General features: G+C 31.2%; 14 protein-coding genes. All 14 read left to right on the top strand.

Annotated elements, in window-relative coordinates:
• The first annotated feature begins 3 nt into the window (after positions 1 to 3).
• The 14 genes from gmd to BHE19_RS15170 are packed head-to-tail and all read left to right on the top strand — an operon-like array spanning position 4 to position 13,654.
• Positions 4 to 1,077: a GDP-mannose 4,6-dehydratase gene (gene gmd, locus BHE19_RS15235; RefSeq protein WP_070907845.1), complete on the top strand. Its 1,074-nt coding sequence runs from the start codon at positions 4 to 6 to the stop codon at positions 1,075 to 1,077.
• The gene (locus BHE19_RS15230) at positions 1,077 to 2,102 is read left to right on the top strand and encodes a glycosyltransferase family 2 protein (RefSeq protein WP_070907844.1); all 1,026 of its coding nucleotides are present in this window, start codon (positions 1,077 to 1,079) and stop codon (positions 2,100 to 2,102) included. Before gmd ends, BHE19_RS15230 begins: the two co-directional genes overlap by 1 nt.
• The gene (locus BHE19_RS15225; protein ID WP_070907843.1) at positions 2,099 to 2,941 is read left to right on the top strand and encodes a glycosyltransferase family 2 protein; all 843 of its coding nucleotides are present in this window, start codon (positions 2,099 to 2,101) and stop codon (positions 2,939 to 2,941) included. Before BHE19_RS15230 ends, BHE19_RS15225 begins: the two co-directional genes overlap by 4 nt.
• Positions 2,942 to 3,841 (top strand): glycosyltransferase family A protein, encoded by a 900-nt coding sequence (locus BHE19_RS15220; RefSeq protein ID WP_070907842.1) that lies wholly within the window; start codon positions 2,942 to 2,944, stop codon positions 3,839 to 3,841. It begins immediately after the preceding gene.
• Between the two features lie 35 nt (positions 3,842 to 3,876).
• Positions 3,877 to 5,022 carry a glycosyltransferase family 4 protein gene (locus tag BHE19_RS15215; protein WP_070907841.1) on the top strand — a complete coding sequence of 382 codons (1,146 nt, stop codon included), beginning with the start codon at positions 3,877 to 3,879 and terminating at the stop codon, positions 5,020 to 5,022.
• The gene (locus BHE19_RS15210; RefSeq protein WP_070907840.1) at positions 5,015 to 5,959 is read left to right on the top strand and encodes a glycosyltransferase family 2 protein; all 945 of its coding nucleotides are present in this window, start codon (positions 5,015 to 5,017) and stop codon (positions 5,957 to 5,959) included. The genes BHE19_RS15215 and BHE19_RS15210 overlap by 8 nt, the downstream gene beginning before the upstream one ends.
• Before the next feature lies 1 nt (position 5,960).
• Positions 5,961 to 6,965: a glycosyltransferase family A protein gene (locus BHE19_RS15205; RefSeq protein WP_070907839.1), complete on the top strand. Its 1,005-nt coding sequence runs from the start codon at positions 5,961 to 5,963 to the stop codon at positions 6,963 to 6,965.
• 4 nt (positions 6,966 to 6,969) lie between these two features.
• On the top strand, positions 6,970 to 7,875 hold the full coding sequence (locus BHE19_RS15200) for a glycosyltransferase family 2 protein (RefSeq protein ID WP_070907838.1): 906 nt from the start codon (positions 6,970 to 6,972) through the stop codon (positions 7,873 to 7,875).
• 33 nt (positions 7,876 to 7,908) lie between these two features.
• A complete protein-coding gene (locus BHE19_RS15195) occupies positions 7,909 to 8,577 on the top strand; it encodes an acylneuraminate cytidylyltransferase family protein (RefSeq protein WP_017494944.1) in 669 nt (222 codons plus the stop codon).
• 15 nt (positions 8,578 to 8,592) lie between these two features.
• Entirely contained in the window at positions 8,593 to 9,633 is a 1,041-nt protein-coding gene (neuB, locus tag BHE19_RS15190) for an N-acetylneuraminate synthase (protein ID WP_070907837.1), read from the top strand.
• Positions 9,634 to 9,677: 44 nt separating this feature from the next.
• A complete protein-coding gene (locus tag BHE19_RS15185) occupies positions 9,678 to 10,787 on the top strand; it encodes an acyltransferase family protein (RefSeq protein WP_123923461.1) in 1,110 nt (369 codons plus the stop codon).
• A gap of 10 nt (positions 10,788 to 10,797) precedes the next feature.
• Positions 10,798 to 11,925 (top strand): UDP-N-acetylglucosamine 2-epimerase, encoded by a 1,128-nt coding sequence (gene neuC, locus BHE19_RS15180; RefSeq protein ID WP_070907835.1) that lies wholly within the window; start codon positions 10,798 to 10,800, stop codon positions 11,923 to 11,925.
• A complete protein-coding gene (locus BHE19_RS15175) occupies positions 11,925 to 12,866 on the top strand; it encodes a polysaccharide deacetylase family protein (RefSeq protein ID WP_070907834.1) in 942 nt (313 codons plus the stop codon). Before neuC ends, BHE19_RS15175 begins: the two co-directional genes overlap by 1 nt.
• Positions 12,860 to 13,654 (top strand): hypothetical protein, encoded by a 795-nt coding sequence (locus BHE19_RS15170; protein WP_070907833.1) that lies wholly within the window; start codon positions 12,860 to 12,862, stop codon positions 13,652 to 13,654. Before BHE19_RS15175 ends, BHE19_RS15170 begins: the two co-directional genes overlap by 7 nt.
• The last annotated feature ends 12 nt before the right edge of the window (positions 13,655 to 13,666 follow it).

The raw sequence follows: 13,666 nt of genomic DNA, 5'->3' as shown, positions 1-13,666 counted from the left end.
AAAATGAAAAAAGCATTAATAACCGGAGTTACTGGTCAGGATGGAGCTTATTTAGCCGAATTTTTATTAGAGAAAGGTTACGAAGTTCATGGTGTAAAAAGAAGAGCTTCATCATTTAATACGCAACGAATTGATCATTTGTTCAGGGACCTTCATGAAGAAAATGTTCGATTTATCCTTCATTATGGTGATTTATCTGATGCTACCAATCTAATAAGAATAATTCAGGAAGTTCAACCTGACGAGATCTATAATTTAGGGGCTATGTCTCATGTAAAAGTTAGTTTTGATACTCCTGAATATGTTGCAAATGTTGATGGTTTGGGAGCCATGAGATTATTAGAAGCGGTGAGAATTTTGGGTCTGGCAGAAAAAACCAAGGTCTATCAGGCTTCAACTTCAGAGCTGTATGGTTTAGTGCAAGAAGTACCACAAACCGAAAAAACACCTTTTTATCCTCGTTCACCTTATGGTGTGGCAAAAATTTATGCCTATTGGATAACTGTAAATTATCGTGAGGCGTATAATATGTTTGCCTGCAATGGAATTTTATTTAATCATGAATCGCCTCTGCGAGGAGAAACATTTGTTACCCGAAAAATTACCATGGCTACAGCTAAAATAGTTTTAGGGTTGCAGGATGCATTATATATTGGAAACTTAAATTCGCAACGAGACTGGGGCCACGCGAAAGATTACATAGAAGCAATGTGGTTAATTTTACAACAAGATAAACCAGATGATTTTGTTATTTCAACGGGTAAAACTACTCCGGTAAGAGAATTTGTTCGAATGGCATTTTTGGAATGCGGTATTGAACTGGAATTTGTGGGAGAAAATGAAAATGAAGTTGGAAAAGTCAAATCTTGTACGAATCCTAAATATCAAATTGAGATTGGTAAAGAAGTAGTAAAAGTTGATCCTACTTATTATAGACCAACAGAGGTTGATTTGTTGATCGGAGATTCAACAAAAGCAAGAACAGTTTTAGGATGGAAACCAAAATTTAATTTAGATGATATCGTAAAACAAATGGTTGCTGCCGACATAGAATTATTTGAAAAAGAAGTAAAATAATGTCTTCAACCCCCAAGATATCAGTTCTAATGCCTGTCTATAATTGCGAACTTTATATAGAGGAAGCAATAGATAGTATTTTGAATCAGACTTTTTCAGATTTTGAATTTATAATAATTGATGATGCCTCTACCGATTCAACAGTGTCAATTATAAAAAACTATAATGATCCCAGAATACAATTAATCATAAAACCTCAAAATTCAGGCCTTACGAATAGTCTGAATTACGGATTGAGCATTGCTAAAGGAGAATATATTGCTCGTATGGACGGTGATGATATAAGTCTGCCGGAACGTTTTGTTAAACAAGTTGCTTTTTTAGATAAAAACCCTGATACAGTACTTATTGGCACATACTTTAAGATAATTGGTAAAGATAAAATCGTTGCTGTTCCTGAAGATCATGATGATATAAAATTGGCAATGCTTAAGGATTGTTGTATAGGACATCCAACTGTAATGATGAGGAAAAGTTATCTGGATAGATTTACTTTAATTTACGATACCCAAAAAGAGCCAGCCGAAGATTATGATCTCTGGACAAGATTGTTAGTCGTGGGAAAACTGTACAATTTGCAGGAAGTTTTGCTTAATTATCGTGTTCACAATTCGCAAGTTTCTCATAAAAGAAATGAACAACAAATAAATACTGCACTGGAGATTAAAGTTAATTTACTGACGAATCTTAATTTTGAAAGAGATGATGAGACACAAGATTTTCTAAAGAAGATAATATCACGAAGAGAATTTGTTTCTTTTAGAGAAATAAATCGATTCGAAGATTTAAAAAACAAATTACTTTTGGCAAATCAAACTTCTTTTTTTGAAAAGGCAGGTTTTGAAAGATATTTGTTAGAGATTCAGAACAATTTGTTGAAAGACTATTTTTTAAAAAAAGAAAAGTACACTCCAAAAGTCTATCTGCAATATTTAAAAATTAGAAAAAAATCACCATTTAAATTAAAATCATTGCACGAAATTAAACTGTTTATAAAATCAATAATTTTTTACAGTAAAAAATGAAAGATCCAATAGTTTCCATAGTGGTTCCATGTTATAATCAGGCTCAGTATCTAGATGAAGCTTTACAATCTGTTTCAGACCAGATATTTGAAAACTGGGAATGTATTGTTGTAAATGACGGAGGCTCTGATAATGCAGAACAAATAGCAAGAAAATGGATTGAACAAGATGTAAGATTTAAATACTATTATCAGGAAAATGGAGGGGTTAGCAGCGCTAGAAATCTTGGTATCGCAAACAGTGTTGGTGAATTTATCCTGCCACTTGACGGAGATGATAAAATTGCTAAAGACTACATCAAACTAGCTATAAGAGCATTTGAAAATGATGAGTCATTAAAACTTGTTTATTGTAAAGCAGAAAAATTTGGTGATGAAACAGGAAACTGGAATCTGAGACCATTTTCACTAAAAGAGTTGGCACTAGATAATATGATTTTTTGCTCGGCAATATACCGAAAGAAAGATTGGGAATTGATTGGAGGATATGATAATAACATGCTCGATGGTCTTGAGGATTGGGAGTTTTGGATATCACTTCTAAAGAATGGAGGAAATGTATCATGTTTAAATACTATAGGCTTTTATTACAGAATAAAATTAGTGTCCAGGCAAAAAAAACTGGATGGTACTATAAAAGAGAAACTATTCAATTATTTAAGTATAAAACATGCTGATTTTTTTGTAGAACATCTGGGATCTTTTGGGGCATTAAACTACAACTTACAAAAAGAAAGGGAAGGGTTTTCTGCAAAACTTAAAAGCGAAAAATTTGTACTTGATTTGTTCTGTAAAACTTTTTTCGGGTTTGCAATTTTCGGAAAAATAAATAAGGGATAAATGCTGGCTATAGTTATACCATATTACAAATTGATTTTTTTTGAAGAAACCTTAAAATCACTATCGGAGCAAACAAATAAAAGATTCAGAGTATTTATAGGAAACGATGCCAGTCCGGAAGATCCCTCTTTACTTTTGGAGGAGTATAAAGACAAAATTGATTTCGTTTACCAGATATTTGAGGAAAATTTAGGAGGAATATCACTGGTGAAGCATTGGGAACGCTGTATTGCCCTTGTTGAGGAGGAAGACTGGATAATGATTTTGGGTGATGACGATATTTTGGAGAAAAATGTTGTATCGTCCTGGTATGAGCATTACAATGTTTTTCATACAAAATCAAATCTGGTAAGATTCGCTTCAAAATCATTAAACATGAATTTGAACGGAAGAATAAGTCATTCATTTACAAATCCGGTATGGGAAAAAGCATCCGATTCTTATTTTAGAAGATTTAAAGGGTTGACAAGGAGTTCTTTGTCTGAATATGCATTTTCAAAAACGGCTTTTAAGAAATTTGGTTTTTTTGATTTTCCTTTAGCCTGGCATAGTGATGATGCGGCTTGGTTATTTTTTTCTGATGATAAGCCTATTTACTCTATAAATGAGAGTAATTTATTGATCAGATATTCCAGTTCGTCCATATCAGGAAAACAGAATAATCAAAAATTAAAAGATCTTGCGAGCGAAAATTTTTACAAACAATGTATTGTTGAAAAAATGGAATTTTTTAGTAAGCCGCAACAGTTGGATTTGATATTAGAATATGAAATTTCAATCAAAAAGAACAGGAAACTGAGATGGGCCGAATGGCGTTATTTACTTCTTTTTTATCTTTCAGCAATGCAGATCAATGCCTTTATGAAGTGCTTAAGAAGATGCTGTTTAAGTTTTAGATAAATGGATTTAATGAGTAAGTTAAAACTACAGATCAAGTGAAAATACTTTTTGTATCGATGCCCTCTATTCACGTTCTCCGTTGGATTGAAAACTTAAAAGATAAAGGTCATGAACTTTATTGGTTTGATGTTTTAGATCGGGGACCGCTAGAGAATTTAGATTATGTTCGTCAATTCGTAGATTGGAAAAAAAGAAAATATCCCTACATAAAAGGAGAATATTTTTTGAGAAAAAAGATGCCTTCGGCGTATGATAAAATAATTCCTTATTTAGAAGTTTCTGCCAATGAAGGGTTCGAGAAAGTTATACAGGAAATTAAGCCCGATATAGTTCATAGTTTTGAATTGCATTACTGCTCTTATCCCATACTGAAAGCAATGAATAAAAATCCGGGTATTAAATGGATTTATTCTTGTTGGGGAAGCGATATTTTTAGACATCAGGTTCTTAAAAATGACATTCAGAAAATTGAATCTGTTTTAAACAGAGTTGATTTTTTAATAACAGATTGTGAAAGAGATTATGATTTAGCAAAAAAATACAATTTTAATGGAGTTTTTCTGGGAGCTCTTCCCGGAGGTGGTGGATACAATATAACAGATATTCAAAGAAGTTTTCAGGATATAGAATCCAGAAAATTAATCTTGATAAAAGGGAATCATAATGAAACAGGAAGGGCTCTCTATACTTTGAAAGCTATAAAAAAAATAATTGATAGGTTAGATGATTTTCATATCGCTGTTTTTTCAGCAGGAGAAAGAGTCAAAGAATTTATTAAATCAGATTCGAAACTGGAGGGAAAAATTAAAATAGTAGAAAAGATAGAACAGCCGGAGCTTCATAATTATTTTGGAAAAGCATTTCTTTATATTGGAAATAATTTTTCAGACGGCATGCCAAATTCATTATTAGAAGCTTTATTACTTGGGACAATTCCTTTGCAATCCAATCCGGGTAATGCCACAAAGGAACTTATAGGAAAAAAATATTTTGGAGAAATAATCAATGATCCTGAGAACTCAGATGAAATAGCTGAAAAAATATTAAGTCTTATCCATAATAAAGATAATAATGTTCAATTTGCCAAAAGTAACCATCTCAAAGCTATTGAAGATTATAACTACGAAAGAATAAGAGATTCAATAAATAATTTATACAGTACAGTAGCCATAGATGAATAAGCCTTTAGTTTCTATTATTATCCCCGCTTACAATCGGGCACATTTGATTGGTGAAACACTCGATAGCTTAATTGGACAAACTTATTCTAATTGGGAGTGTATTATAGTTGACGATAATTCGTCCGATAAAACAGAAGAAACGATAAAGCTTTATAAGGAAAAGGATAATAGATTCAAACTGATACTAAAATCAAAAGAAGATAAAAAAGGAGCAAGTGTTTCCAGAAATATTGGATTAAAAATAGCAAAAGGCGATTATATCCAGTTTTTGGATTCAGATGATATACTGGCCGCAAATAAACTCGAAGAACAAATTCAGTTAGTGTCGAATGAAGATGAATTTGTTATTTCAACATGCAAATGGAGAAGATTTGATCATATTAGCGAAGCCCTTAAATTGAATGAAAATAATCCTGATTATAGAAATTTTGATTCAGCAAAAGAATATTTTGATTTGATAGGTCTACATGGAGGCTTTTTTCCTTCACACAGTTTTTTAATGAATAAAAAACTAATAACATTTTCAGGTTACTGGAATGAAAGTTTAACAATGAACGATGATGGGGAGTTTTTTTTTAGAGTATTATCGAATTGCAGTAAAATAATCTTTGCCGGTAATACCTATGTTTTATATCGAAATAATGTGTCCGGTGAGAATTTAAGTTTGTTGCAAACCACCGAAAAAGCGTATAGTCTTGTTAACAGTTGGAAAATAATAGAATCACTGTATCATACAAAGTATGGCGATTCAGATTCTACTTTCTTAAATAAAAAAAAGCAAGGTATATATTTTGGGATCAAAAGAGAATTTCCTAAAGTCATTAGGGAGAATAAGGTGTTTTTTAAGCAACAGATTAAAAATGATACCGTTTCTCTAAAATTAGTAAAATTAAAAAAAAGGATTTTTCATAAACTGAAAATTATATTTAAGAAATAAGATGCGGGTAGGATTTAATCCATTTAAAGATGAACCACAAAAAGATTCTGAATTTATTCATCAGATCATAATTCCTGTTTACATACCTAATCAGGAAGGTTATTTTAAAGATAGTTTTGCAATTTTAAAACTTTGCCTGGAATCTTTATTTGTTACCGTTCACAAAAAAACATTTATCACTATTGTTAATAATGGAAGTGATATAATTATAAAAGAATATTTAGATTTTCTTTTAAAGCAAAACAAAATACACGAATTAATTCATACTGATAACATAGGAAAACTTAATGCTATATTGAAAGGTTTAGCGGGGAATAATATAGAATTGGTTACAATTTCAGATTCAGATGTATTGTTTTTTCCGAACTGGCAATCTGAAACAGTAAAAGTTTTTACACATATTCCTAATGCTGGAGTAGTAGGCATTGTACCACAGTTTAAAATGTATGAACAAAATTGCGGAAATGTTATTTGGGATAATTTATTCAGTAAAAAATTAAAATTTATTCCCGTAAAAAACAAAAAAGCTTTGATTAGGTTTTATGACAGTATTGGTTGGGATAGAAATTATAATCAGGATTATTTAGAATATAATTTAGGTTTAGAGATTAGTTCAAACTTAAAAGTGTTGATTGGTTCGGGACATTTTGTCGCAAGTTATAAAAAGGATATTTTTGATGAAATCGTAAGTTATATAGGCTTTAAGATGGGAGGAACCAGTGAGGGGTATTTAGATAAATCGCCTCTTAAGAAAAATTACTGGAGAGTAACAACTCAGGATAATTACGCCTGTCATCTAGGGAATACTTTAGAGGACTGGATGTCAGTTCCGAAAGCTTCTAATACTGACATAATTCAAGGTGGATTTAATAAAAATATAAAATTAAATCCAGTTTTATATTTTATAAAAAACAGATTATTTGTAAAATTTATTTCAGTCAAATGGATGAAAAAGATATTCTTGCGATATAAAAAGTTACCACAACCAATGATTAGAAATTATTAAGTAAATGCACATTCAGAAGAAGTTTTCTATTCTCATTACAACAAAAAACCGAAAACAGGATCTGAATTTTACATTGCGTAAAGTTCAGCATTTACTGGATAGAGAAGATGTATCTTGTATTATTTGTGACGATGGTTCAACAGATGGAACGTATTCATTTGTTGAAAAGAATTATCCGGAAATTCAATTAATTAGGAATAATAAAAGCGAAGGACTGATCTATAGTCGGAACAGAATGATGGATTTGGTTACGACTGATTTTGCAATCTCTATTGATGATGATTTGCATTTTATTACCACAAATCCTTTAGAAATTATAGAGGAAGCTTTTGACAAAAATCCTGATGCAGCACTGTTTAGTTTTAGAATTTATTGGAGTTTACAAGAACCTGAAATAGCGACCAGTGACGACGTTTTACATCAAATGAAAAGTTTCGCCGGTGGAGCTAATGTCTGGAGAATGTCTGCCTGGCGAGATATCCCTAATTATCCTGAATGGTTTGTTTTTTATGGTGAAGAAGATTTTGCTTCTTTTCAATTGTTTAAAAAACAATGGAAGATTTATTATTTACCGGAAGTGTTGGTAAATCATAGAGTAGATTTAAAATCCAGAAAAAATAATGCCGATTATAGTTTACGCCTGCGACGGTCATTACGTTCCGGCTGGTATTTGTATTTTTTGTTTTACCCTCTTAAGGTCGTCCCAAAAAAAATAACGTACTCTGTTTGGATGCAGCTTAAATTAAGGGTTTTTAAAGGAGATTTTAAAGCTTTGAAAGCATTGTTTTTGGCAACAATAGATTTAATTTTGGCATTTCCTAAAATAATCAAGAATAGTAATAGACTATCCGTGCGAGAATATAAAACTTATCAGGAACTGGAAGATACAAAGTTGTATTGGAAACCATAAAATATATTGCTACAATTCTTTTAAACATTAAAAATGAAAACGATCGCTATTATTCCGGCGCGTGGAGGATCGAAAAGATTGCCTCAGAAAAATATAAAACTGCTTGGGGGAATCCCTTTATTAGCACACAGTATTATGTATGCTAAAGCCAATAGTGCTATCATTGAAGAAATTTATGTTTCGACTGATGATGAAAGTATAAAAGAAATAGCTTTGAAATATGGAGCAAAGGTAATAGACAGACCCGCAGATATTTCTGGAGATCATGAGGCGACAGCTTCGGCATTAAAACATGTTTTGCAAAATATTGATCATGAAGTAGAAAATGTGGTGTTGCTTCAGCCTACAAACCCTGTTCGTCCGGAAAGTTTACTAAAAGAAACATTTGAAATTTATCAAAAGGAAGACAGCGATAGTTTATTTACTGTTTCAAGAAACTATAAAAAGTTTGGAAAAATAACAGATCAAAAGTTTGTTCCGTACAATTACAAAATTGGTCAGAGAAGTCAGGATATGGAACCGCTTTATTTTGAAAACGGGTTGTTATATATCACAAAAGCATCATTAATTTTTGAAGATATAATTATTTCAGAAGATGCTTTTCCTTTCAAAATAGATCATATTTTTGCCAATGTGGATATTGATACGCAGGAAGATTTTGATTTCGCCGAATTTTTATACCACAAATATATAAAGCCCTAATTAACAAACTAATTTATGAAACCCTATCTTGAAATTGCAGGACGAAGAATTGGACAAGATTTTCCACCTTTAGTTATTGCCGAAATTGGAATTAATCACGAAGGTTCTTTGCAAGTTGCAAAAGAAATGGTCGATGCGGCAAAACGAGCAGGTGCGGAGGTAGTAAAACATCAAACCCATATTGTTGAGGATGAAATGAGCGGAGCCGCTAAAAAAGTAATTCCGGGTAATGCAGATGTTTCTATTTATGAAATCATGGAACGTTGTTCTTTGAATGAAGCTGATGAATTAGAGCTCAAAAACTATGTTGAAAGTAAAGGCATGATTTTTATTTCAACACCATTTTCACGTGCAGCAGCAGAGAGATTAAAAAAGTTTGATATACCTGCATATAAAATTGGTTCTGGCGAATGCAACAATTATCCGTTATTAGAGCATATAGCTTCTTTTGGAAAACCGGTAATTTTGAGTACAGGAATGAATACAATTGAAAGTATTACAAAAGCAGTGGCTATTTTTGATAAACATAATATTCCTGTTGCACTTTTGCATACCACAAATCTATATCCAACGCCCATTCATTTAGTACGTTTTGGCGCCATGACAGAATTACATGAAGCTTTTCCCGATAAAGTATTTGGTTTAAGTGACCATACCTTAAATAATAATGCCTGTCTGGGAGCTGTAGCTTTGGGTGCTAGTATTCTGGAAAGACATTTTACGGATCATATGCAAAGAACAGGTCCGGATATTATTTGTAGTATGGATGAAAAAGCGTGTCAGGAATTAATTATTTCAAGTGCCGAAATTGCATTGATGCGTGGGGGTACAAAAAAACCTGCAGAAGAAGAACAAGTGACTATAGATTTTGCTTTTGCTACAGTTTGCGCAATTGCTCCAATAAAAAAAGGAGACAAATTATCTAAAGAAAATATTTGGGTAAAAAGACCGGGAACCGGTAAAATACTGGCAGAACATTTTAATGATCTGATAGGAAAAACGGCCTCAAGAGATATTGAAAATGATGAACAATTAAATTGGGAAGATATAAACTAGTTTTTAATTACAATACACTTACTTTTTAACCCCAATTTTTAACTTTGAAACAAAATATCAGATTAAGAGAACTTGATTTTTTAAGAGGGATCGCAATTATTTTGGTCTTAATGCGCCATCAGTATGTAACAGATTGGACAACAAAAATGGGCTGGATAGGCGTTGATTTATTTTTTGTTTTAAGCGGATTTCTTGTTTCAGGACTATTATTCAAAGAGTATCTAAAATTTGGAAATATAAAGCCAGGTTTGTTTTTAGTACGAAGAGGATTTAAAATTTATCCCATATACTACTTAACTTATTTTTTATACTTAACACCTAAGATTATTAAACATCAATTTGAATGGAAAGGGTTCTTATCAGATATGTTTTTCATTCAGAACTATGTTTATGCGTGGGGTTATGCTTATACACCTAGTTGGTCATTAGCAGTCGAAGAACATTTTTATTTTGGTTTTGCCTTACTATTATGGTTCGTTACTAAATATGCTTGGATTAGTTTAAAACCAAATCAAGCAAGTAAAGTAGATAAGTTTGAGGTTTTGATCTTTCTAATGATACTCTTATCATTGTGTTTAAGAATTGTCAGTAATGTTTATTTTCCTGAAAATGGAGATAAAAATTTTACAATGTCTCATTTAAGAATGGATTCGCTATTTGCCGGAGTTTTTGTTTCATATTTATATTATTTTAAAAATGAGAAGCTAAGACTTTTTTTTGAGTCAAATAGAATACTATTAATTATAATCTCATTTTTAGCTCTTACTTTTACGCCGTTTATAGACTTTGAGGAATCATTTTTCGTAAGAACATTTGGGTATTCACTTCTTTACATTGCATTTAGTATTATACTTGTGTTTTTTCTTGTAAGTACAGAAATAAATAAAAAACTGGATAGCCTATTCTCAAACAGAATAGTAAATATCATTAGCAAGATTGGATTTTCCTCCTATAGTATTTATATTATACATGGTTTCATAAATTTTTTCTTTGCCTTAGTAAATAATTTTATTTTAAATAAATTCTTTAATCAGATTTCTATATTTTTTCTTACCTGTATCATAAGTGTTTTATGCGGAATTTTTATGACGCTTAATATAGAAAAGTATTTTTTAAATTATAGGGATAAATATTTTCCCAGTCGAATAAACTGATCACCATTAAATGAAAAAAATCCTATTTCTTACAGGTACCCGCGCTGATTTTGGGAAGATAAAATCATTAATTTCAATTTTAGAACAACAATCTGAATTTGAGGTTTTTGTGTTCGTTACTGGAATGCATTTGCAGGAACAATATGGTTATACGCTGATCGAAATAGAACGCTGCAATTTTAAGAATGTTTTTACTTTCGAAAATCATACCCATGAAACAACAATGGACTTAACTCTTGCAAAAACTATTGAAGGATTATCAGGTTATTGTAAAACCATTAATCCGGATATGATAGTTGTTCACGGAGACAGAGTCGAAACCTTAGCAGGCGGAATTGTAGGTTCATTAAACAACATTCTGGTAGCACACATTGAAGGAGGTGAGGTTTCAGGAACTGTAGATGAATTAATCCGTCATAGTGTTAGTAAACTAAGCCATATTCATTTCGTTTCAAACAAACAGGCGGCAAAAAGGTTGATACAAATGGGAGAGATTAAAGAATCTGTTTTTACAATTGGTTCTCCTGATCTTGATATTATGTTTTCTGATCAGTTGCCGGATCTAGTAACGGTAAAAGAATATTATAAGATTGATTTTGAAAATTATGCAATCGTAATGTTTCATCCCGTAACCACAGAAATCAAAGAAATGCAAAAATATGCCGAAAACTTTGTATCATCTTTATTGCAGGACAACCATAATTATATTGTCATTTTTCCGAACAACGATCTGGGAAGTCAATTTATTATTGAGGCTTATAAGAGATTAAAAGAAAATAAGAGATTCAGAATTTTTCCATCTTTGCGTTTCGAGTATTTTTTAACCCTACTAAAAAATAGCCAATTCATTATTGGTAATAGCAGCGCGGGGATTAGAGAAGCTCCATATTATGGAATTCCAATTATTAATATCGGGACCCGTCAGCAAAACAGAGCGGTTCATGCCGATATAATCAATACAAATTATTCTGAAGAAGGTATAATAGAATCACTTGCTGTTATTGATTCACATAAAGTTCAAAATGTAGAAGATGATTTTGGGAAAGGAAATAGTAATGTATTGTTTCTTGAATGTCTTCAAAAAGAAGATATTTGGCTATTGAACCACCAAAAACAATTTAGAGATTTATCTAATTAATGAAAGCTAAACTTAAAAGTATATATTATAAGTTGAATAAACTCAAAAACCGATTGCTCTATGGTAAGCCGGTTTTAGTTGCCATGTATCACAGAACCAGTAATGAAGTTAGAAGTGAGTTACAGTATTTAACGGTTGATTTGGTTAGTTTTGAAAAGCAACTTCATTATTTTAAGGAAAATTATCAGATTCTTAGATTATCAGACGATTGGAGCTCATTAAAAAAAACAGGAATAGTCATTACATTCGATGATGGATACGCAGATAATTTAGCGAATGCTTTACCCCTATTGGAGAAGTATGAAATACCGGCTACAATTTTTGTAACGACATTAAATATAAATACTAAAAAAGAGTTTTGGTGGGATCGTTTTGTATTTGACTATAACTTCTGTGATCAGTTTTTCTATCTTCCTGATGTAAAAGAAAAAGCATCAAAAGGAACACATTCGTTTAGCGATTTAAACAAACTTATTGGCAAACTATCAAATGAAGAAAAGGAAATTTGGTTTTTAGATTTTGAAAGTTTAAATAAAATTCCTTTTCACGATAATGAAGATTTCAGATCATTAAGCTATGAAGAGCTTAAACGTTTGTCTGAGCATCCATTAATAGATATTGGTATACATACTCATAATCATTATCCCTTTGGGAATCTAAGTTATGAGGAACAGAAAAAAGAGTTAAGTTTTTCAATTGAAAAACTAGATAAATTGGTTACAAAATCAGTAAAGTATTTAGCATTACCTCATGGATCGTTTAATGACTGTACCCATAGAGTGATCGAAGAATCAGACTGTTTAGGAATGTTGATAGCAAATAATGATTACTCCAATCATAAAAATAAATCAGGTAAAAAAATAAATCGAATTTTGATTCCTAATATTAGGGATAAAGAATTGGTGAAATTTATGAATAGATTTGACTTTAAAATATGGTAGATAATAAGTTTAATATTGCCATACTTTCTACAGTTATAAATTTTGATTTATATGATAAAAGCTCTCCGTTTTTTCCGCAAGATGTTCAGAAATATGTGATAGATGGGAGAAATGGAATGCATGGTTTAAAAAGCATTTTTTATATGATGAAAATGCTAAAAAACAAAAACATTGAATGGCTTATCATGGCAGATGAAGATGTTTTGTTTCAGGATTCAGAGATAGTCTTTGATATTATCAATAAAATGAAGTCTGAAGATTATACAGTATGTGGCGTGCGGGACGGAGGAATGATTGCACACAGAACATATAATCCGTATTTGATTAATACTTTTTTTTCTATTTTAAATTTTAAAGAACTTGAGAAAATTTGGAATAAAGACGAAATTCTAAAAAATGATTACAGTTTAGAAAATGAGTTTGATGATGATTTGACAAATCTAAAATGGAATTTTGATACTAAGAGTCTTTACGAACCTTATTACTGCTTTTATCTTTGGTTAAGAAGAAAAAATAAAAAGTTTCTCTTTCTGGATACAGAAATGAACGAAGATCAAATTGCAAATTCAATTACTTACAATAATAGAGTATTTTTGCACCATACCTGGTTTGCCAGGGCATATGGCAAAAATGATGAGCAAACTAAAAGAATAAATGTGTTATTTGATTTGTTGAACTCGAAAGATAGTAAAACCTCTGATCCTGTAATATTTAAGGATCAAACATTTTTACTTATTCAAAAAATAAAAAAGACATATAGAAAAATTCTCATGAGACTTAAGCGTTAGAAAATGAAAAAT

Source organism: Flavobacterium tructae, assembly GCF_001853485.1.
In the GTDB taxonomy this organism is placed as follows: Bacteria; Bacteroidota; Bacteroidia; order Flavobacteriales; family Flavobacteriaceae; genus Flavobacterium; species Flavobacterium tructae.
The sequence above is the reverse complement of the archived record's forward strand: the minus strand, read 5'-3'. Positions and strand labels throughout refer to the sequence as shown.

Excerpts from the sequence above, each read along its gene's own strand:
- gmd (WP_070907845.1), top strand. The coding sequence starts at position 4 with ATGAAAAAAGCATTAATAACCGGAGTTACTGGTCAGGATGGAGCTTAT.
- BHE19_RS15230 (WP_070907844.1), top strand. The coding sequence starts at position 1,077 with ATGTCTTCAACCCCCAAGATATCAGTTCTAATGCCTGTCTATAATTGC.
- BHE19_RS15225 (WP_070907843.1), top strand. The coding sequence starts at position 2,099 with ATGAAAGATCCAATAGTTTCCATAGTGGTTCCATGTTATAATCAGGCT.
- BHE19_RS15220 (WP_070907842.1), top strand. The coding sequence starts at position 2,942 with ATGCTGGCTATAGTTATACCATATTACAAATTGATTTTTTTTGAAGAA.
- BHE19_RS15210 (WP_070907840.1), top strand. The coding sequence starts at position 5,015 with ATGAATAAGCCTTTAGTTTCTATTATTATCCCCGCTTACAATCGGGCA.
- BHE19_RS15205 (WP_070907839.1), top strand. The coding sequence starts at position 5,961 with ATGCGGGTAGGATTTAATCCATTTAAAGATGAACCACAAAAAGATTCT.
- BHE19_RS15200 (WP_070907838.1), top strand. The coding sequence starts at position 6,970 with ATGCACATTCAGAAGAAGTTTTCTATTCTCATTACAACAAAAAACCGA.
- BHE19_RS15195 (WP_017494944.1), top strand. The coding sequence starts at position 7,909 with ATGAAAACGATCGCTATTATTCCGGCGCGTGGAGGATCGAAAAGATTG.
- neuB (WP_070907837.1), top strand. The coding sequence starts at position 8,593 with ATGAAACCCTATCTTGAAATTGCAGGACGAAGAATTGGACAAGATTTT.
- neuC (WP_070907835.1), top strand. The coding sequence starts at position 10,798 with ATGAAAAAAATCCTATTTCTTACAGGTACCCGCGCTGATTTTGGGAAG.
- BHE19_RS15175 (WP_070907834.1), top strand. The coding sequence starts at position 11,925 with ATGAAAGCTAAACTTAAAAGTATATATTATAAGTTGAATAAACTCAAA.
- BHE19_RS15170 (WP_070907833.1), top strand. The coding sequence starts at position 12,860 with ATGGTAGATAATAAGTTTAATATTGCCATACTTTCTACAGTTATAAAT.